Source organism: Peribacillus sp. ACCC06369 (assembly GCF_030348945.1).
Classification (GTDB): domain Bacteria; phylum Bacillota; class Bacilli; order Bacillales; family DSM-1321; genus Peribacillus.
Window position 1 is genome coordinate 954306 of the sequence record NZ_JAUCEN010000002.1, and the last position, 20606, is coordinate 974911.

Annotated in this window: 21 protein-coding genes and 1 riboswitch; of the genes, 12 read left to right on the top strand and 9 right to left on the bottom strand. The window is 38.0% G+C overall.

Going from position 1 to position 20606, the window contains the following annotated elements:
- Positions 1 to 34 precede the first annotated feature (34 nt).
- From QUF78_RS05460 to QUF78_RS05480, 5 genes are all read left to right on the top strand, one after another.
- Positions 35 to 619, top strand: a complete 585-nt coding sequence (locus QUF78_RS05460) for a sugar transferase (RefSeq protein WP_289323877.1) — start codon at positions 35 to 37, stop codon at positions 617 to 619.
- Positions 620 to 759: 140 nt separating this feature from the next.
- Positions 760 to 1383 (top strand): acetyltransferase, encoded by a 624-nt coding sequence (locus QUF78_RS05465; RefSeq protein WP_289323878.1) that lies wholly within the window; start codon positions 760 to 762, stop codon positions 1381 to 1383.
- A 12-nt stretch (positions 1384 to 1395) separates the two neighbouring features.
- Positions 1396 to 2556 carry a DegT/DnrJ/EryC1/StrS family aminotransferase gene (locus QUF78_RS05470; protein ID WP_289323879.1) on the top strand — a complete coding sequence of 387 codons (1161 nt, stop codon included), beginning with the start codon at positions 1396 to 1398 and terminating at the stop codon, positions 2554 to 2556.
- A gap of 381 nt (positions 2557 to 2937) precedes the next feature.
- On the top strand, positions 2938 to 3150 hold the full coding sequence (locus QUF78_RS05475) for a hypothetical protein (RefSeq protein WP_289323880.1): 213 nt from the start codon (positions 2938 to 2940) through the stop codon (positions 3148 to 3150).
- 822 nt (positions 3151 to 3972) lie between these two features.
- A complete protein-coding gene (locus QUF78_RS05480) occupies positions 3973 to 5499 on the top strand; it encodes a BglG family transcription antiterminator (RefSeq protein WP_289323881.1) in 1527 nt (508 codons plus the stop codon).
- A 731-nt stretch (positions 5500 to 6230) separates the two neighbouring features.
- Here the strand turns inward: QUF78_RS05480 and QUF78_RS05485 are convergent.
- The 3 genes from QUF78_RS05485 to QUF78_RS05495 form a co-directional block, all read right to left on the bottom strand.
- On the bottom strand, positions 6231 to 7457 hold the full coding sequence (locus QUF78_RS05485) for a CynX/NimT family MFS transporter (RefSeq protein ID WP_483313829.1): 1227 nt from the start codon (positions 7455 to 7457) through the stop codon (positions 6231 to 6233).
- A gap of 14 nt (positions 7458 to 7471) precedes the next feature.
- Entirely contained in the window at positions 7472 to 8149 is a 678-nt protein-coding gene (locus QUF78_RS05490; protein ID WP_289323882.1) for a FadR/GntR family transcriptional regulator, read from the bottom strand.
- A 386-nt stretch (positions 8150 to 8535) separates the two neighbouring features.
- Entirely contained in the window at positions 8536 to 9867 is a 1332-nt protein-coding gene (locus tag QUF78_RS05495) for an amino acid permease (RefSeq protein ID WP_289327237.1), read from the bottom strand.
- Positions 9868 to 10299: 432 nt separating this feature from the next.
- Between QUF78_RS05495 and QUF78_RS27750 the strand changes: the two genes are divergently transcribed.
- Complete coding sequence (locus QUF78_RS27750) at positions 10300 to 10443, top strand: YjcZ family sporulation protein (protein ID WP_353957889.1); 144 nt, start codon at positions 10300 to 10302, stop codon at positions 10441 to 10443.
- Positions 10444 to 10470: 27 nt separating this feature from the next.
- Here QUF78_RS27750 and QUF78_RS05500 read toward each other — a convergent pair whose 3' ends face one another.
- From QUF78_RS05500 to QUF78_RS05520, 5 genes are all read right to left on the bottom strand, one after another.
- On the bottom strand, positions 10471 to 10644 hold the full coding sequence (locus QUF78_RS05500; protein ID WP_289323883.1) for a hypothetical protein: 174 nt from the start codon (positions 10642 to 10644) through the stop codon (positions 10471 to 10473).
- Positions 10645 to 10743: 99 nt separating this feature from the next.
- Positions 10744 to 11169: a cytochrome P450 gene (locus QUF78_RS05505; protein WP_353957890.1), complete on the bottom strand. Its 426-nt coding sequence runs from the start codon at positions 11167 to 11169 to the stop codon at positions 10744 to 10746.
- Entirely contained in the window at positions 11154 to 11381 is a 228-nt protein-coding gene (locus QUF78_RS05510) for a hypothetical protein (RefSeq protein WP_289323884.1), read from the bottom strand. The genes QUF78_RS05505 and QUF78_RS05510 overlap by 16 nt, the downstream gene beginning before the upstream one ends.
- A gap of 61 nt (positions 11382 to 11442) precedes the next feature.
- The gene (locus QUF78_RS05515) at positions 11443 to 11754 is read right to left on the bottom strand and encodes a cytochrome P450 (protein ID WP_289323885.1); all 312 of its coding nucleotides are present in this window, start codon (positions 11752 to 11754) and stop codon (positions 11443 to 11445) included.
- A gap of 255 nt (positions 11755 to 12009) precedes the next feature.
- The gene (locus QUF78_RS05520; protein ID WP_289323886.1) at positions 12010 to 12150 is read right to left on the bottom strand and encodes a bacitracin ABC transporter ATP-binding protein; all 141 of its coding nucleotides are present in this window, start codon (positions 12148 to 12150) and stop codon (positions 12010 to 12012) included.
- 79 nt (positions 12151 to 12229) lie between these two features.
- Between QUF78_RS05520 and QUF78_RS05525 the strand changes: the two genes are divergently transcribed.
- Positions 12230 to 12511, top strand: a complete 282-nt coding sequence (locus QUF78_RS05525) for a hypothetical protein (RefSeq protein ID WP_289323887.1) — start codon at positions 12230 to 12232, stop codon at positions 12509 to 12511.
- A gap of 15 nt (positions 12512 to 12526) precedes the next feature.
- On the opposite strand, the gene galU is transcribed toward QUF78_RS05525, so the two are convergent.
- Positions 12527 to 13387, bottom strand: coding sequence for a UTP--glucose-1-phosphate uridylyltransferase GalU (gene galU, locus QUF78_RS05530; RefSeq protein ID WP_289323888.1), 861 nt, complete (start codon positions 13385 to 13387; stop codon positions 12527 to 12529).
- Positions 13388 to 13566: 179 nt separating this feature from the next.
- Between galU and QUF78_RS05535 the strand changes: the two genes are divergently transcribed.
- The 5 genes from QUF78_RS05535 to QUF78_RS05555 all read left to right on the top strand — a co-directional run bounded on the left by QUF78_RS05535 (position 13567) and on the right by QUF78_RS05555 (position 20600).
- Positions 13567 to 15231: a DUF6044 family protein gene (locus QUF78_RS05535; RefSeq protein ID WP_289327239.1), complete on the top strand. Its 1665-nt coding sequence runs from the start codon at positions 13567 to 13569 to the stop codon at positions 15229 to 15231.
- Between the two features lie 15 nt (positions 15232 to 15246).
- A complete protein-coding gene (locus tag QUF78_RS05540) occupies positions 15247 to 16269 on the top strand; it encodes a glycosyltransferase family 2 protein (protein ID WP_289323889.1) in 1023 nt (340 codons plus the stop codon).
- The gene (locus tag QUF78_RS05545; protein WP_289323890.1) at positions 16229 to 16684 is read left to right on the top strand and encodes a GtrA family protein; all 456 of its coding nucleotides are present in this window, start codon (positions 16229 to 16231) and stop codon (positions 16682 to 16684) included. The genes QUF78_RS05540 and QUF78_RS05545 overlap by 41 nt, the downstream gene beginning before the upstream one ends.
- Positions 16685 to 17107: 423 nt before the next feature.
- Positions 17108 to 17257, top strand: a riboswitch (cyclic di-AMP (ydaO/yuaA leader).
- Positions 17258 to 17396: 139 nt separating this feature from the next.
- Entirely contained in the window at positions 17397 to 19223 is a 1827-nt protein-coding gene (locus QUF78_RS05550; protein WP_289323891.1) for an APC family permease, read from the top strand.
- A 522-nt stretch (positions 19224 to 19745) separates the two neighbouring features.
- Positions 19746 to 20600, top strand: coding sequence for a RhaT/GlcU family sugar-proton symporter (locus tag QUF78_RS05555; RefSeq protein ID WP_289323892.1), 855 nt, complete (start codon positions 19746 to 19748; stop codon positions 20598 to 20600).
- Positions 20601 to 20606: the final 6 nt, after the last annotated feature.

Here is a 20606-nt window from a genome sequence, read left to right on the forward strand (position 1 = left end):
GTAACGATCCACAATGATGATTTAGGAGGAAAAAATGAAACGGGCTTTTGAATTATTGATATCTTGTCTGGCGCTCATATCCAGTTCACTTCTTATGCTGTTTATCGTCATCCTCATCCGTTTGAAATTAGGTTCCCCTGTCATTTTTAAGCAGGAGCGCCCAGGCCTTAATGGGAAATCATTTTATCTGTACAAGTTTAGAACGATGACAGATGAAAAAGATGAAAAAGGGGATTTGGTTCCTGATGAGAAGAGATTAACCGATTTTGGGAAATTGCTTAGAAAATTAAGTTTAGATGAATTGCCACAGTTGATTAATGTTATCAAAGGCGATGTGAGTTTTGTAGGTCCACGGCCGTTATTAATGGAATATCTCCCATTATACACTGCCGAACAAGCAAGGAGGCATGATGTCCGTCCAGGAATGACAGGTTGGGCACAAGTGAATGGACGCAATACAATCTCGTGGGAGAAAAAGTTTGAGCTTGATGTCTGGTACGTAGAAAATCAATCCTTTTTACTGGATATGAAGATCATATATCTTACCTTGATTAAGGTATGTAAACAAGAAGCCATTACCCAAGAAGGGCATGTGACAACCCGAAAATTTGTTGGATAGTAGGATGAATGAAGATCATTGACCATTTACCAATATAACTCAAATGTTTTGAACTTGGAGGGAACACCAGTAAACCTCTAACTCCTGTAGATATTTATCTTAAAGAAACACTAAATTAGATGAGTGAGAAGTGATTTAAATTGAAGAAAATCGTAATAATCGGTGCAGGCGGGCACTCAAAAGTTGTGCAAGATATTATTGAAGCAACGGGTGAGTATCGGCTCATGGCTATTTTGGATGATCAATACGAAGTGCTGAAAAAAAAGGGAAATATATATCTTGGCCCCATCTTATGCTTTAAAAGCTTGTTTATCCATTTTGAATGTAAAGTAATTATTGCGATAGGCAGGAATGATTTAAGGTTAAAAATCGTAAACAAGCTGAATTTAGATGTAATGGATTATGAGACAGTCATTCACCCCACTGCTGTAGTGGGTGAAAATGTATCGATAGGAAAAGGAACAGTCATTATGCCGAATGTCGTCTTGAACGCGGACGCGAGAGTGGGGAATCACGTCATCGTTAATACGTCTTCTGTCATTGAGCACGATACTCAGCTTAATGACTTTATCCATATAGCTCCTAGTGCAACCCTGACTGGAGCTGTCATGATCGGAACTGGAACCTTGATAGGGGCTGGATCTACCGTTATACCAAACATCACGATAGGTGTATGGTGTACGATTGGGGCCGGATCGACCGTTATTAAAGACATTCCTCATGCATCTACCGCTGTTGGGTCCCCAGCAAGGATAATAAAATAAGGAGTGTGTGGGATGGAGTATAAAAGATTGTATCTTTCGCCTCCTCATATGAGTGGGAATGAACAAATGTACATTAGCCAAGCGTTCGAGACAAATTGGATTGCGCCTCTAGGACCGAACGTAAATGCTTTGGAAGAAGGATTTGCCAAATATGCAGGCACTAAAGGGGCATTGGCAGTAAGTTCAGGGACAGCAGCTATTCATTTGGCATTGCAAGTATTGGGAGTCACCAGTGGTGATACCGTATTCTGTTCTTCATTAACTTTTATAGCCAGTGCAAATCCTATCGTATATCAAGGGGCGAAGCCTGTCTTTATTGATTCTGAATCAGATACTTGGAATATGTCTCCTAAAGCATTGGAAATGGCTTTTGAAGACGCTAGGAAAAAACGGGAAATTCCAAAGGCTGTCATTTTAGTGCATCTATTTGGTCAGAGTGCAAAGCTGGATGAGATCAAGAGCATTTGCAGGAAATATAAAGTTGCTTTGATAGAGGATGCTGCAGAATCCCTTGGTAGTACGTATAAGGGGAAGCAAACAGGAGCGTTTGGTGACATAGGGATTTATTCGTTGAACGGAAATAAAATCATTTCAACTTCTGGTGGGGGCATGCTTGTTTCAAATAACGAAGATTTTTTGCATAAAGCTCTCTATCTATCTACTCAAGCACGTGACCCAGCCATTCATTACCAGCATAGCGCAATTGGATATAACTATCGTTTAAGTAACATTCTAGCTGGAATTGGCCGTGCCCAATTGGATGTATTGGATGAGCGTGTAAAAGCACGGAGAGAAATCTTTGCTCGGTATAAAAAGTCGTTGGCAAACATAGCAGGCATCACCTTCATGCCCGAGTTAAAAGATACGATGGGGAATCGCTGGATGACGGCTTTAACAATAGACGACAAAATTACTGGAGTACGCTACAGTGATGTGATTAATGCGTTAGAAGCAAGAAATATTGAATCAAGGCCTGTCTGGAAACCATTACATTTACAACCCATCTTTAAAGATGCAGCATTTTTTTCAGAAAGCGGCGATAAAAGCATTTCAACTATGTTATTTGAACAAGGTCTATGTTTACCATCCGGTTCCGGCATGACATTAGAAGATCAAGAGCGGGTTGTGAAAATCGTAAAGGAAGTAATTGAACCGTCCAAAATAGCTCGATGAATTTTTCGTCGTGTCATACGAGTCAAATCATTAGAGGACCGTGACATACATTTTACATTGATATAAACTAAGTCCGCTTTAATAGTATTTAAACTTCCTTACAATGAAAAAGGAGGCCAAACAAAATATGAGAATTACCTTTAAACAGATTTATCAAGATATCGACAAGTTAGTTTGTTTATCCAATAAACATAGGCGAAATGGTTTGAATTGCAGAGAGATTGAAAAAACAAGAAAAAGACTAGTTGAAAATATAAAAGCCATAGAGCTTCATACCATCGTTTTCAATAATGAAGATTCTGGATAAATAGTACCTGATATTACCTTTTCCTTCCGAAAAAAGGTTTCATTTTTGGAAGCCTGTTTAAATCTATAATAGAAATGAGCGTGCTTATGAAGATCGGTGATAAAGTGATTTATAAATCAAGTGAATATAAAATTATTTACATCTATAGAAATGATTTAAAAGTCGAGCTTCTTTCACTTGATTGTAAGCATGGGAAATTCGAATTGGCACATATATCTCATTTGAAGAAGACAAACCCTCATTATGCAGAGAATTCACAAAAAGTGCCCCATTATGACTATCGATGAGTAAGGGTTGTATTTTATTTTATTGTTTCTAAAATAGAATAAAAATTGACACACCACTCCGGATGTTGGTCAGGCTGTCGAGAAACTCTCCACAGTCTTTTTCTTTCCTTTGTTTATTATCTATTTACCGCTTTAATTAGACTTATTCCTATGTTATGACTTACCGCATCAACTATAAGGTCATAAAAAGACAATACATCTATCGATATTATATTAAATCTTTTTGGGAATGTATTTAACTTGGCATTCGTGTTCTTCCTCCCCAAAATAGAAGACTCCCGTGAATTTTTAACTTTTCCACCAGGAGGAAATGCATTTCTTTTAATAGTGTCTCTCTACAAATCCTCGATAAAAGAAGGATGGTTTTTTTTGTCAAGAACATACGGATGTTGCAAAATGGATGGTTTCTAAAATGAAATGCTTCATTGCTAGTTTGGAATTTTATTACTAATCCCAATTATATATAATCACTATTCGTAATAGGATATTATCATTACCTTTCTAATTCCTTAACTGTACAAAGCTTGGGATAGTTTTCGATGGTCATGCTGTTGCTCAAAAATATCTAAAAGTGAGTCAATTTTCGAGCAGGTTATCTACTGGAAAGAGTGTTTTACTGATACCTATATGGGAGTCCAAGCTCGGATAAGTTTCAAAAATTGATTTTCCTGTACCGTATATGAAACGACGCTGGAATAAAGTTGTGATAAATTTAGGTAGTAAGTAGTGTGTGTTTTCTGTTATTTTGAAAATGTGTGTGGGATTTATGAAAATTAGGTATTAATACTCAATCGTATGTATCGATAGTTATAATAAGAATATATGAAAATCAATAAAGTTAAAGGTGATTGTATGAATCGATTTAATGACCGTTATTCAAAACTGCTGTATCATTTATTTTATGAGGATAACTGGTGTAGTTTAAACGAACTATCAAAAAAAACAGGTTATTCGAAAAGCACTTTATGGCGGGATATATTACATATGAGTTCCAATCTTCCACCTCAATGGAAAATTGAAAAGAATGAAGTTCAGGGCGTAAGATTATTGAAACCTAAAAACGGCACCTTGGAGGAACTTTGGTTTCATCTTAAAAGCGAAAATACCTATTTTCAAACCTTGGAATTGATTCTTTTTAACAATGGAGTAACGATAAAATACATTACTCAAAAAGTACATATTAGTCGCTCCACAGTGTACCGCCAGTTAGAGAAAATAGAAGAAGTATTAAAAAGTGCCGAAGTTCAATTATCGAATAGTCCTTTTAAAATTGTTGGGGATGAAAAAAAGGTTAGGCGATTCATCATGCAGTATGTAGAGTATATGTCGGGCAATTTAAATGACTTTATTACATCTTTTAATCTTAAGGAGTTTCAAGACACTCTATTGGAGCTATTGAAGGAACATTCAACTTCTTTGCATATGGGTGCAATACAAAGACTAGCGATAATCCTTCATATTTCTAACATTCGCATAACACATAATAGTTTTGTGACATTCCCAAAAGTGGTAATTGATGAAAATGAAACATCCAAAGCATTTGAAATATCAAAGAAACTTTTCAAGTTCATGGAAAAATGTCCAAATAGGGAGAAACAGATTCGAGAAATTTTATTTCTTTCTTTATATCTAATGAGCGAAGAAATGTCTTTAAACCGTACCCAAGAGCTTCGGTACATTCGTTCCAAACTTAATTCGGATAGCGGTAAGCCTTTAAGTCAATTTCTAAGTAATTTATCTAAAAAAATTGGGTTGGATGTTTCTCAGGACGATATTTTCATGTATGAATTTGCGCAAACTCTTCGTGGGATCTCCTTTGATTTTCAATTAAAAACAGATACTAGAATAAATAATATTTTACAATTCGTTCCTTATTTTGAAAAAAACCCGTTATTCGGAATTATTGAAGAAATAGCAAAATATATCTCGGAAGAATTTACTATTTCTTTTGAAAATATAGAAATATTAGAAATATTCATGCTGGTCCAAGCTTCAATCTTAAGAAAAAAAAACCAGATGGTTATAGAGACAGCATTAATTTGTCGTTCATATGTAGAGAAAGATTATATTCGTGAGGTATTAAAACATCATTTTGGAAACCAGCTTAATATTTATGTAATGGATTTTTCCGATATAGATTCACTTTTCAGAAAAAATGGTTTTGATATTTTAATAACCACGGATTTAGGGCAGTTAATTAATATTGAGCACATTCCTGTTTATAAAGTTTCTTCATTTCCAACTCCTTCAGAATTAAAAGAAATCAAGATGTTCACTCGAAAGAATTTTATTGATAGGTATGGTTTAAACCCTAATATCTTATATCCATTTGAAGAAGATATTGATTGAGGTTAGTCTTCAACATTTAATTTCATCACTATGTCCTTTTACCCCTAAACAGTAATATGCAGCTAATAAACTACCTCGTCATTAAGCCTTGGTCATTCTTTTTTCTCCAAAGGGGAAGGTGAAAAGCATTACTTATCTGACAGAAGTTTAAGGGTTGATATCATTTACAATAGATAAGGGAGCACCAAATGACCAAAGCGAAAATGCCAAACATTCACTTCCCAATTTAAACCACAGATCATTCTCTTATTTTCAAAATTTTAAAACACGAATGGATACCCTTTTGATACCTTTATCACGGAAGCGATATCTGAGATCAGAAAGTGAACGAATCCAAAACATTTCCCTACTTCCCAGCTTGAATTTTGAAATGATGTTAAATGGTAAAATAAGCTCAACTATAGGCTGCATTCCTTCTTTAATTAAATATTCGGACCGAAAAGGGTTAGTGATATTTCCAACATATTTGCTAAGGTCATCCACAATTGTAATTTTGGATCAAAATACTGGGTGTCCGTTGAAAGATTGTGTCTCTTTAACGATTTGACAGCAAATCATTAACCTGTAGTGCAATGCTGTAACGGAGGAAAGAGTTTAAACCACCGCGGCTATCAGTGGCTGCTAAAGGAAATGGCCCAGGTACAATACCTGGGCCATTTCCTTTAGGAACTTTTTATGATGTTCAAATAATGTGTGACAGTTCTCTTTTTTTAAGGTTGTTTTAACAAAATTTATTGAGTTGTAACATATTCATTTTTCCCTGCACGCATTCCAACAATAAATATAAGTGCAGATATTACTACCAACATTAATAAGGGAATTGTCCAGCTGTGTGTAACGTCATGAAGCAATCCGAATAATATTGGTCCAATGGCAGATAAGAGGTACCCGAATGATTGAGCCATTCCTGATAATTCTGTAGCTTCATGGGTATTTTGTGTTCGAAGACTAAAGAACATCATGGATAAACTGAATATGGTACCGACTCCAATCCCGATCAATATCATGCATACTGGGATGAATAGAGTGCTGCCGTACAATATGCCGAATATCCCTGTAATAAGGAAGATGACAGGTGGGACCACTAACAGACGCTGACTTTGTAAGCGGCCAGCTAAAATTGGCACAATGAATGTTATAGGAATGACTGCAAGCTGCATGATGGATAGCATCCAACCAGCTTCATCAGCGTTAAGGCCTTTTTGCTCCAGGATTTCCGGCATCCAGGTAATGACTGTATAGAAGATAAAAGATTGCAATCCCATGAAAAAAGTGATCTGCCAGGCTAAACCAGAACGCCATAAGTTAATCTTTTTAAACTTTTGAGCCGTTTGTACATCTTTACCTGACTTGAATGGCCGTCTTAATTGCGGCATCCAAAAGAAAATTGTAATAATAGATAAAATCCCCCAACATCCAAGGGCACCAGCCCATCCCAATCCTGATGAAGAAGCAATGGGAATGCTGATCCCGGAACCTATTGCGCCACATAAATTCATGGACACTGCATAAGTCCCTGTCATCAAACCGATATTCCTGGCAAAGTTATGTTTAATCAGACTGGGTAACAATACATTGCCGATTGCGATGGCTAACCCGATTAAAATGGTCCCTATGAACAATGTCTGCACTCCGCCAACGGAGCGTATCCCAATCCCGATCGTTAATAATATCAAAGATAGGAAAAGGGTGAGCTCCATTCCAAAACGCCGTGCTATCCTAGGTGCAAATGGTGATAGTAATGCGAAAGAAAGCAAAGGTAATGTCGTTAATGAACCTGATAGTGTATTGGATATCCCCAAATTATCACGGATCGAAGTGACAAGGGGGCCAACCGATGTTAAGGGAGCCCTTAGATTGGCCCCAAGGAGAATGATCCCCATGATGAGTAGTCCAAATCTGGGTTTAATATCCATTTTGGTTTGTTCTAGTTGATTTGCCACTTGATGAATGCCCATAATCTCCTCCTTACTTACTCTAAAGATTTCTTGAATTGTGCAATGTATTCATTCACTGTTTCGATTGCCCGGTTCACATCTTGTTCGATGATGGCATCTACTAGGTTACAATGAATGTTCAAATGTAGGTTCGCATCAGAACTCATCTCGACTATCTGATGGATGGAATCATGCAGGGAGTCATCCATATGTTCGTATAAATCAATCAATAAATCATTATGTGATGAACCCATAATCGATTTATGTAACTGTATATCCGCTTCTTCGTAAGCCTTGATATCCTTTGCTTCAGCAGCTTCACTGCATGCATTTATATAAAACCGCAATCGTTCTATATCTTCTTGGTTCCGTCTTAATGCCGCTAACTGGGCTCCCTCTCTTTCAAGGGCATGACGGACCTCTAATGTTTCCAATAAACTTGACTGCTGAATCCTTCTTTGAAATGCAGCCCCCAAGGTACTTGATGACCTTACAAATGTCCCCTTTCCTTGTTTCGTTACTAAAAGACCAGCATAAACAAGTGATCGTACAGCTTCTCTTAATGTATTTCTGCTTACATCGAACTGTTGAATCAAATCCATTTCAGGTGGAATCTGCTTTCCAATTTGCCATTCGCCTGATTGGATTAAGGATTCAATTTGGGAAACCACTTGCTCTACAAGTGATAAGCGATTTGTTTTAGATATGGTCAATATTCACACCTCGAATTTGTAGGATGATTGGTTCATTGGTTATTTTAACATATGTATGTTGAAAATGGAGCATAGGGAGTATTTTTAACCAAGTTTATTTCCATCCTTAACTTTAGTTGCTTAAAGGACAAAAGGTCTTATTAGGGCAATAGATAAAATTCCAGTTGATTTCAGAAATCCGCTCCCTTTCCGCCGACTGTCTACCAAGCCGCATCAAAGCAAGCGCCTGCGGGGTCTCGTCTAGCCCGCGGAAAGCGAGTGCCTGTAGTTCCAATCAACGTCCAAATTGTACAAACTTTAAAAAAACTGTAGGCAAACTCGATTTCATCGAGTTTGCCTACAGTCTGAAATCCCAGATATTAAAATTCAGGGATTTTATAATATTTCTATTTTTTTTGTTTGACAATAAAAGAGAGAAGTATAAATATTCCCAAAGTTACAAGACATACAGTGGTCCCGATTATGTTTTGCTTATTAAAAATGAATGCTAAAAAGATGATGCTCAAGGCTGTGATAGCTAATATGGTTGGATATGGGTACCATTTTACCCGGAAACCTGGTTTGCCTTTGTATTGTTTACGCAGCTTCAATTGTGCGGAACAAATACTGATCCATAATAATAAAACTGTGAAGCCAGGGATGGCCATAAGGTAGCTTAATATCAGATCAGGTGTCAAATAGGATAAAAACACACCAGCCAATATACATAATGTAGTTAAAAATATACCATTAAGCGGGATTCCCTTTTTAGTTGTCCTTAAAAATGCCTTAGGGGCTTCGCCGTTCTGGGAAAGAGTAAACAGTGTCCTTGAGGTAGCGTATATCCCTGAATTTGCAGCTGATAAGACAGCTGTTAAAAGGACGAAATTCATAATATCAGCTGCTCCGGGAAGTCCTGATAAGCTGAAAACCTGTACGAAAGGACTTACTTCAGTGCTTACTTGGTTCCAAGGTATAACCCCGCAAATAATAAAAATTGGGAAGACATAAAAAAGAATCACCCGCCATACAGTTCCTTTAATGATTTTTGGTATGACTCGCTGACTATCTTTTGTTTCCGTGACTGCTACACCTATTAATTCTGCACCCCCATATGAAAACATTACAACCAAAAGTGCACTTAACATTCCGTCAATTCCATTGGGGAAAAAGCCCCCATGCTCCGTGTAATTAGAAAAAGAAGCCGAACTAGGAAAAAGTCCTAACATGATCAAAGCTCCCAAAATAATAAAAGCAATTAAAGTTATTATTTTTATACCTGCAAACCAAAACTCGAGTTCACCATAGTATTTTACTTGAAACAAATTTATTCCTATTATTACTGCAGCGCAAAGTATACTTAACAGCCATAATGGTATTGAAGGAAACCAATATTGTAGAAAGCTCCCGGCTGCGACTATTTCTACAATGATCACGATAATCCAGTTAAACCAATAGAGCCATCCGACAATGAAGGATAGTTGAAACCCAAAAGCTTTATTTATGAGATGCTGTACATTCAAATTAGGAAAAGCGGTAGCCATCTCTCCTAGTGCCGCCATTACAATAAATAACAAAAGTCCCCCTATTAAATAGGCTATCACGACACTTGGACCTGCCATATTTAATGTATCTGAACTCCCCTTAAAAATCCCTGTCCCTATCATTCCGGCTAAAGCAATAAATTGGACATGCCTAGGCAATAAACCCTTTTTTAAATCTTGATGAGTCTTTTCCATTTTATTCATGCCTTTCTTTCGCTATTTTAATAAAATGTTAATTTCAGTAAAATTAAAAGTTCTTCTGTTAATGAACGCTTTTACGTACTAAAGTACTATGTTAATATATCACGATTCGGGAAAATGTCAATTTAAGCAGGGGAACGGAAAACTATTTTTTAACAGTAAAAAAAGATTCTCCTTTATTATCTTAAAAGTACTTGGATTTTATGAAAAATTAACCTGATAGGTGATTTTTTAAGAGATGTAGGCATTTTATAAAAAAATGATCGGAAGTTAAATGGCTGAATTAAACAAGTGCCACGAGCAAACAAAATTCCCTTATATTGCATGATTACTGTCATTTTGTTTGACGGTGAATAAGATGTTTTAACCAGTTCAAGTCCTTCTATAAAAACGAATTAGGAAATGTTCATATATGTCAGGCTGTGATTGGGTTTTCGATATGGCGGAGGTTTCGCCTTTAAAGTCGTTTTGTTTATCCTTTTGGTTGCGGCGGCGATGCCCCGGGTTATGGAACATACTGCTGAATACAAAAAACCGACATTGATAGGTCGGTTTTTCTATGACATATAAGGTGTTGGAGCAGGTTAGCTAATGAGACTACCCGTTCTCATATAAAAAGGTGAGAGGAAGCGGCTGTAGGTTTTCGGTTTCTTGTACCGGGTCAATTTCCCTTAGAAATTCCAAATAACCGGTATATACCTGCGAGGCCATCCCTAAATATTGCAATTCAGTGTGGATGATACCAATCCTTGGTGAATGGAGCATATACATTTTTCATCCCTCCTTTCAAAAAAGGCCAGTCTCATAAAGGAGTTATTCCTAGGCTTTACTGATATGAATGTCTTGTTCATGGGGGATAATTCATATTCATTAGATCAAGGATGCTCCAGGTTCGAAGGATTCTGTATTTCTTTCTTCTACTACCATGCGCAACCCACTCTTAGGTCTGAGCGTAAGGGACGGAAGGGGGGTTACTTCATGATGGTCAGGTGCAATCTGAATCCTATATCGTTGAGCAATGCAGGCCAGCAAAAGCACCGCTTCCATCATGGCAAAATGATTGCCAATACAAACCCGCGGCCCTCCGCCAAAGGGAAAGTAAGCGAACGCAGGCAGGCTTTTCAAATAGTTGTTATCAAATCGTTCAGGAATAAAAGATTCAGGTTGATCAAAATACTCTGGGTTATGCTGCATCAAATAAGAACTTATTAGAATCATAGTGCCTTTTTTAAAGTGATATCCTCCTATTACAACATCGTCCGACACATCCCGGGCATCCATCAAGATTCCAAGCATGTCTTCGTGTTTTCCTGTATCGTTCTTCCGTTTTTCAATAATTCCATAAATCCTTTATCAAGTCTTTGTATCGCCTTTTTATATTCACGGTTGATTTTAGTTGGTACCCATAATGGCATACGGAAAATCGATCTCATCCTTTTGACTGCGATTCTTAAAGCTGTTTCCAGCGGTTTCCCAACAAGTTGATATATAATCCATTGTGGTATCAATCATATCCGTGGCGTAATGGCTAATATGAGTCTTTTTGAAGGAGGGTTGAATAAGCCTTCTCTAACGCATATGAAAGTCCTTTTCGCTTGTAAGTAGACCTTCACCGAGAAGTGGTTTCAATACAGTGAAGTCCTTTGATTTGACGAAGGATTTTTGTTTTGTTACGAGTATTTCTTTTATTAGATCAGGATTTAAAACGAGGTAAACATTTTGGAATGGTCCTAACCGGAATTTAGCAACCTCCCCATATTCCTTGGCCAATTGGGTAAGAAAGCCGAGGGGATCTGTTTGAAATTCCTTTGTATGTCCGGAAATCAGCCTTCCATTTGGAACTTTTGGAGAATCGCGGAAGGCACCATCAGTTTGGCTCAAGTTGTTTTCCCCCTTTCTTTAAAATAATTCCATATAATCATTCTATGAGCATAAACTAAATCGGTTTGGACAAGTCGATAAAGAAAGGGCGGATAATATAAATATGGCTATATATAGAAATGAAAAGAAGTAAACTTGCAGAAACCATAGAAAAACTCTGGAAAAATAGCGCCAGAGTTTTTTATGAGAGCTTTAGATTAAGAAGATGTTGGAATCGGTTCTCGGCAGAGTAAACTTTTTGTATTGATAGGGAGCTTAACTTCTTTCTTCATCGTTTCCATGTTGGAAATGATCATTTTTTTCATTAATGGGTCCACCAAATTGTTCATTGATTTCCTTAACCACTTGATCTAAAAATTCATCGGATATTATCGGATTTTTTGTTTTTTTGTGCATGTGATTCTCTACAATCCTTTCTGATATCATGTGTTTGGATCACTTATGAAAGATACTTATCAACATAACCTCAGTTACAATGAATTATTCTTTTTCTGTGCAAATTTTCACGGGCTTTTCCATTCATATTCATAAATCGCTTAAACCTTATGGTACGGGGTATATGTTTTTGGGTTCATTTTACAATCAATGGGGTGATCCGACAGCTACTCTCGTAACGGATATGAGAAGGGAGGTGGAGCTAATTAGACAAAGGTATCTAAGAGGACTGCTTGTGGAAGATGTCTTTTTTACGGGTGAAATCACAGGAATTCAAGAAGATGTGAAAATAGCCCAATCACTTCTTGGTAATTGGGCATGAGCTATATTAACTTCATTAAGGAAACAACTGTCTTAAATATGTTATTAGCTGATCACGAAGTTCAGGTCGTTTCATGGCGAAATCAATTGATGCTTGAAGAAAGCCAAATTTATCCCCGACGTCATATCGATGTCCCTCAATGATATACGAATATAATGGTTCCTTTTTTAGCAAAAGATCCAAAGCTTCGGTAAGCTGGATTTCCCCCTTAGGATCTGGCTGTAAGGTTTCGAGGATTTCAAAAATGGCAGGCGATAAAATATATCGGCCAATAATCGCCTGTGTTGAGGGTGCCTCCTCAACTTTTGGCTTTTCCACTAAGTTTTTTACCAGAAATAAATCCTCATATTGTTCTTGAAAATTTACAATCCCATACTTGGATACATCGGCAGGTAACACTTCCTTACACCCGATAATGCTCGCTTGAACCTTGTTATACCGTTCCATTAACTGCTTCAAGGCTGGGACCCGGCTATCCACGATATCATCACCTAACAGGACTGCAAAAGGTTCGTCTCCAATAAACGTTTTGGCACATAAAACTGCATGCCCCAGACCCAATGGTTCCTTTTGTCTTACATAGTGAATATCCACCATATTGGAAATGTTCTCCACGGTCTTTAGCAGATCATTTTGTCCTTTCTTTTGTAAAAGCATTTCAAGCTCAATGGATTTATCGAAATGATCTTCGATGGCACGTTTGTTTTTCCCTGTAATGATGATAATATCTGTAATCCCTGATTGTACCGCTTCCTCGATAATATATTGAATGGTCGGCTTATCGACAATCGGCAGCATTTCCTTTGGTTGAGCTTTCGTAGCGGGTAAAAATCGTGTTCCTAAACCGGCTGCTGGAATTACGGCTTTCTTTATCATAGCCCAGCCCCTTTTTAAGGTTCTTTTATCTCGCTTTTCGTTCTACCGTTCATTTTATGTGTTCATTGGTTGACCTATATCAAAAAAGGTTAAAATAAATCCCTGAAAAAGAATAGATTTACCATTGAAGCAAATATTATTGATATATGAATTTTGGTCAAGAGGTGTATATTTTGCCAATTGAAAATCAAGAGAGAAAACAAATCCTTTTTGCCTTACTTGTCATTGTTTTATATCTTTCCCCTTTATTCATCCTTGGAGAAAATGCGCATATTCGTGTACATGATAATTTGGATTCCAACATTGCCTGGTATAAAGTGCTTTCTGAGAGCGGTGAATTATTCGGTGCAATAGACGCCAAAATTCCACAGATTATGAATGGGCTGCCACGAAATGCGTTTGGCAGTGAATTCAGTATCATCGTGTGGCTGTATGCACTTTTCCCGACAATGGTTGCATATGCAATAAGCCAGGCATTAACAAGATTCATTGCTTTCTTTGGTATGTATATCCTATTAAAAAAACATTTGGTTACAGGGCGCCAATCAGGATGGATTAGGGTTGGAACATCCTTGGCCTTTGCCCTTACCCCATTTTGGCCATCGGGAATGCTCAGTACTCTTGGGATGCCGCTAGCCCTTTGGGCTTTTTTGAATATCCGCAGCAAGGACCATTCGTGGAAGAATTATTTGGTCCTTACACTTTTACCGCTTTATTCAAGCATCGTGCTTGGCTTTTTCTTTTTTCTTGTTGCAATGGGCTTCCTTTGGATATCGGATGTGATCAGGAAAAAAGGGTGGAATTTAAGGTTTCTACTTTCAATCGTGTATATGACGGTCATTTTTGGTCTGGTCGAGTATCGGCTGGTCGCTTCCTTCATTTTTGATTCGGAGCCGAACAGCAGAGATGAATATTTTCATGCAAGGCTGCCGCTCGAGTGGGTCATCAAGCTTACTTTCAAAAATTTCGTCCTTGGACATACGCATGTCATGACTGTACATGCGCTTATCATTCTGCCGATTACAGTCTTTGCCCTTTATATCATTTTGACCAAAAAGCTATGGAGACAGGAAAAGATATTTGTTTTTTTGTTCGGCTTGAATTTTATGCTTTCCGCGTGGTACGCATTTTGGTTTTATAAAGGCTGGCTTCCTTTAACGGAAAGGTTCCACACCTTGGATACCTTTAATTTTGCCAGATTTCACTTTTTAAGGCCGATGGTGATTTACTTGGGGTTTGCCCTCGCGATAAAAATCATCTGGGAGCACAGCGATTATGCCAAGAAAACCCTTTCAATATTCATAGCCGTTCAAATTATGATCTTAATGGGTTTCAATGAAGAAATCACTCACAATAAAAAACCATCTTTTAAAGAGTTCTATGCAGAAAGTCTTTTTCAAGAAATAAAAGATCATATTGGCCTTCCACAGGAAGAATATCGGGTAGCGAGCATTGGCCTACATCCTGCGATTGCCCAATTTAATGGGTTTTACACGCTTGATAGCTATAACAATTTCTATCCGCTTACTTACAAACATCAATTTCGTCAAATAATTGAAAACGAATTGGCTAAGAATAAAAACATCAAAATCTACTTTGATGAATGGGGAGGGCGTTGTTACCTATTTACCGATGAGCTTGGGAAGCATTATATGTTCAAGAAAGGCTCGAAGAAAGAGCTAGAAAATTTGGAACTTAATGTCGATGCGTATAAAGGGTTAGGTGGCAAGTATATATTTTCTGCTATACCAATCAACAATGCGAAGGAAAACGGGTTGGTACTAGAAAGGATTTTCATAAAGAAAGGAAGTATCTGGAAAATTTATTTATACAGAGTCACGTGAAAAGGGGGGAATATTGTGAATTCACCGATAGTAACGATTGTTGTACCTTGTTATAACGAAGAAAGCGTTTTGCAGGATACCATTTCCCAACTTTGTGGATTGGTGAGGGGTTTAGTCGAAGAAAACGTTGTATCCGATAAAAGTAAAATTCTATTGGTTGATGATGGAAGCAAAGATCAAACATGGAAGATCATTTATAAAGAAACGATTAACAATGAATTTGTTCGTGGGCTAAAGCTTTCCCGGAATGCAGGTCATCAAAATGCACTTCTGGCAGGAATGTTTACAGCCAATGAAGCCTCGGATTGTGTGATTTCCATTGATGCAGATTTGCAGGATGATATTCAAGTCATCCCTGAATTCATTCGGAAATTCAATGAAGGTTGTGAAATTGTATATGGTGTCCGCCAGAAAAGGGACCTTGATTCATTTTTTAAACGAACATCTGCAACTGGTTTTTATAAATTGATGAACAAGATGGGGGTTAACCTTATCTATAATCATGCCGATTTCCGGCTAATGAGCAAAAGGGCGATCGTGGAGCTGGAACAGTTTGAAGAAACGAATCTTTTTTTACGGGGAATCGTCCCGCTCATTGGGTTCAAGACGGACTCTGTTTATTATGACAGAAAAGAAAGATTGGCTGGGGAAACGAAGTATCCATTAAAGAAGATGGTTGCCTTTGCGCTTGATGGCATTACTTCTTTTTCAGTTACGCCGATCCGGCTTGTATTATGGCTAGGATGTCTTTCCTTTTTCATTAGCTTACTCTTTGGGTCATACTTTTTATGGTTAAAGTTTTATGGACAGACCGAAACGGGCTGGACCTCATTAATTACCTCCATATGGTTGATCGGTGGACTGCAGTTGATTGCTGTCGGCTTGATTGGGGAATATATCGGTAAAATATATAATGAATCCAAACGCCGGCCTAAATATATTGTTGATCTGGATCTATTTAATCCGCTCGATTTAACAAAACGGGAGCAACTAGACAATGAACGGAACAGTATTGAAAAACTATCTAAAACACACTAATTCCTTTATCCGCTTTTTATTGGTTGGAATAGTCAATACAGCGGTTGGACTTTCCATCATGCTTTTTCTCATGAATGTTCTTGATTTATCTTACTGGATCTCCACCTTTTTCGGTAATGGTACGGGAGCTGTAACGAGTTTTCTGTTGAACAGGACATTTACCTTTAAAAGCGATATAGACTTGCGGAGAGGAGTTGCCCGTTTCTTTTGCGTCATCCTGATTTGTTATTCCGCCGCTTATTCTTTAGGACAGGCCATTGCAGAATCGATGGAAGGATTCGTTCATTTATCCATACAGCAAAATGTGGCTGTACTCATTGGAACAATCTTTTATACAGTACTTAACTATATTGGCCAGAAATACTTTGTCTTTAAGAAAAGTAATTTGAGACCAATTCAAGAAGGAAGGAACTAATTAGAGTGGATCATTGGGAATAATGAATAATGCCCTCTGATTGGATGAAATTAAAGTTGACTATCCAAGCGGGGGCAGATCTGTTTAATGGGAAAGGAGAATTAGTTGATTGATTAGATAGGTATTCAGTTTCGTTCTTCGCTGTCTCCGTGGTGGCTGATGATTTTTCATTTTTGTGGACAGCCATATTGTTCATTGATCCGTTAATGCTTTGACTTGAAAATTATCATCAGATATTATTTGTTTTTTTTCTTCTTTTTTAGACATGTCATTCACCTCTTTCCTTCCTTCAATCATTTGTTTTGATGACTTATGTAGTATACGTCATGAACAAAACCTCACTAACAATAAATTATTCTTTTTCCGTGTAAAATTTTCATTTACTTTTCCATTTCACGGGAGTATGATAATCAACAGTTTCATATTTCTAAATCGCTTAAACCTAATGGTACGGGGGACCCGTTATAGGGATTGTTTTTCAATCCAAGGGGTGAATCCTTTCAAGGTAAAGGTAGGGCTACTCTTAGGTCCGAATCCGACAGCTAACCTCGTAAGCGTTATATGAGAAGGAAGGTGGAGCTTGTCAGACAAAAAAATTGATGTCTACAGGTCTATTTATCTATGACTTGTAGGCATTTTTCTATTTCGTCTTGTTTTTTGCAATAACTGGGGGAACATAAATTTATAACTAAAATATGGTGGTGAATACTTGATGTTATCTTCTATAAAGAGGTTCTTGATAGGGAGACCTTTAAAATCAAATGCACTTGGCGAGCAAAAGCTAAACAAAACTAAGGCTTTGGCCATCCTATCTTCTGATGCATTGTCTTCGGTTGCTTATGGACCGGAACAAATATTGATCGTTCTCATCACGGTCGGTGCCGCGGCATTCTGGTATTCAATCCCGATAGCAATCGGGGTATTGATCCTGTTAACGGCCTTGATCTTGTCCTATAGACAAATCATTTTTGCCTATCCCCATGGCGGGGGAGCCTATGTGGTTTCAAAAAACAATTTAGGCATCAATCCAGGGTTGATAGCTGGAGGATCCTTATTGGTCGATTATATATTAACTGTCGCTGTAAGTGTTTCTGCAGGAACGGATGCCATCACGTCCGCTTTTCCAGGCCTGCATTCATATAATGTCGGCATAGCCATCATTTTCGTCATTCTACTTACCATCCTAAATCTTAGGGGGGTTACGGAGTCGGCCTCTGTTTTGGCCTATCCGGTGTACCTATTCGTTTTAGCATTGTTCATCTTGATTGGTGTAGGAATTTACAAGATCTTGACAGGAGGAGTTTCACCGGAATTGCACGCGCCAATCGGGACCCCTGTAGCGGGCATCAGTTTATTTATACTGCTAAGAGCATTTGCATCAGGCAGCTCCGCATTGACAGGAGTCGAAGCGATTTCCAATGCGATTCCGAACTTTAAAGATCCAGCCCCGAATAATGCTGCAAAAACTTTAATAGCTATGGGGTCCTTACTAGCTGTATTATTTTCGGGAGTCGTATTCTTAGCCTATTATTTAAGCATTGTTCCCAGCGCAGAGGTCACGGTCGTCTCGCAGATTGCTGAAGAAATCTTTGGACGGAATTTCATGTATTTCTTCATTCAAGGTACGACTGCATTGATCTTGATACTGGCCGCAAATACTGGCTATTCGGCATTCCCGCTGCTTGCGGTAAATCTTGCAAAGGATAAATTCATACCAAGGGCGTTTACGATTAGAGGGGACCGATTAGGATATTCCAATGGAATTATCATACTGGGGCTTGCGTCCATCATCTTAATAGTCGCATTTAAAGGACATACAGAAAATCTAATTCCCCTTTATGCTGTAGGGGTATTTATACCATTTACGCTGTCCCAGACCGGAATGATCGTTAAATGGCTCCGCGAAAAGCCAAAAGGCTGGGTGGTTAAATTAACCATTAATTCAATTGGTGCCATTATTAGCCTGGTCGTCACGATGATATTCTTTTTAACCAAATTTACGCAGGTATGGTCTGTTTTGATTTTTTTACCAATCATCATTTTAATTTTTCATCGAATAAGAAAGCATTATGAAGCAGTTGGTGACCAACTGAGGATTACAACTTGTGAGCCCATCTTACCAATAGAAGGGAATATCATTCTTGTCCCTGTGGCGGGTATAACTCATGTGGTTGAGAATTCCTTAAATTATGCTAAATCTCTTTCAGCAAATCAGATCATTGCCGTTTATGTTGCTTTTGAAAGAGAAGATGAAAAGAAATTCGAAGAAAAATGGAAAAAGTGGCAGCCTGATGTTAGACTCGTCACACTGAACTCTTATTACAGAAGCATCATTCAGCCATTAACTAAGTTTGTGGATACAGTTGAACATAAGGCGAGTGAATCTAACTATAAAGTTACAGTGATCATCCCGCAATTCATTCCGAAGAAGGGATGGCACAATATTCTTCATAACCAATCAAGTTTACTGATCCGTGCCTACTTACTTTATAGAAGAAATGTAGTTATTACGACAGTGCCATATCATTTGAAGAAGTAATTTAAGAATAGAAGCAGACCTTGATCAGGTTTGCTCAGACTGTAGGTAAATTCGAAGAAAGCGAATTTACCTACAGTTTTTTACTTTAAAAAACGTTCCAGTTGTTTTCAGAAATCCGCTCCCTATCCCGCCGACTGTATGCCAAGCCACCTCGCCGCAAGCGTTTCTGGTGCTCGTCTAGCCAGTTATTCGGAAGGAGTGTCGCAAATTTCTTCAATCTATTGGGGGTTTCATAAAACAGTAAAGACCATTTTATTAAATCATAGTTAGGGATGAGACCATTCCGAACTCCCTTTTGTCGACAAGCTGAGCAAACCTTGATAGGGTTTGCTTCTTTTTATTTTCACCCTAGAAACTTACAGAGAGTCAAGTGTTCTGTAAGTTGGACATTGGAACGGAAGGGTGGTTTTTGAACACTTCATAAAATTACCAAGGTTCAATTCAAATAATGCGAACATATTAAAAAGAAGACTTAATGAAATTTTCGCTATAGATTGGAACTTACATATATGGGGGATGAAGATGGATATATTATTAGCTCTCTTGCCGGCATTATTCTGGGGAAGCATCGTTCTATTTAATGTGAAACTGGGGGGAGGACCTTACAGTCAAACATTAGGTACAACGATTGGCGCCTTGATTTTCTCAATTGGTGTTTATATTTTTGCCGATATTAAGTTATCCCTATTGGTATTTGGTGTCGGGGTCGTTTCTGGATTGTTTTGGGCCGTGGGACAAGCTAATCAGCTTAAGAGCATCGATTTAATGGGTGTTTCCAAAACGATGCCGATATCAACTGGATTGCAGCTCATTTCAACCACTTTATTTGGGGTCATTGTTTTTCACGAATGGTCTACAATGAAAGCGGTCATTTTAGGCGTTTTGGCATTGGTTTTCATTATTATAGGAATTGTTTTGACCTCCTTGGAAGATAAAGAATCAAAAGAAGGCAAATCGGGAAACTTGAAGAAAGGAATTGTTATTCTCCTCATCTCGACATTCGGTTATTTGGTCTATGTGGTCGTGGCCCGTCTTTTTGATGTTGATGGCTGGTCAGCGTTGTTCCCTCAAGCGATCGGGATGGTGATAGGCGGTCTATTATTGACCTTTAAACATAAGCCGTTTAACAAGTATACGATTCGCAATATCATTCCGGGACTGATATGGGCAGCAGGGAACATGTTTCTATTCATATCCCAGCCCCGTGTTGGAGTGGCTACGAGTTTTTCCCTTTCTCAAATGGGCATTGTCATATCAACTATCGGCGGGATCATCATTTTACGTGAAAAGAAAACGAAGCGCCAACTAATTGGAATCGGCATTGGAATTATCTTGATTATCATAGCTGGGATTATGCTTGGATTGGCAAAAAGTTAATTGGAG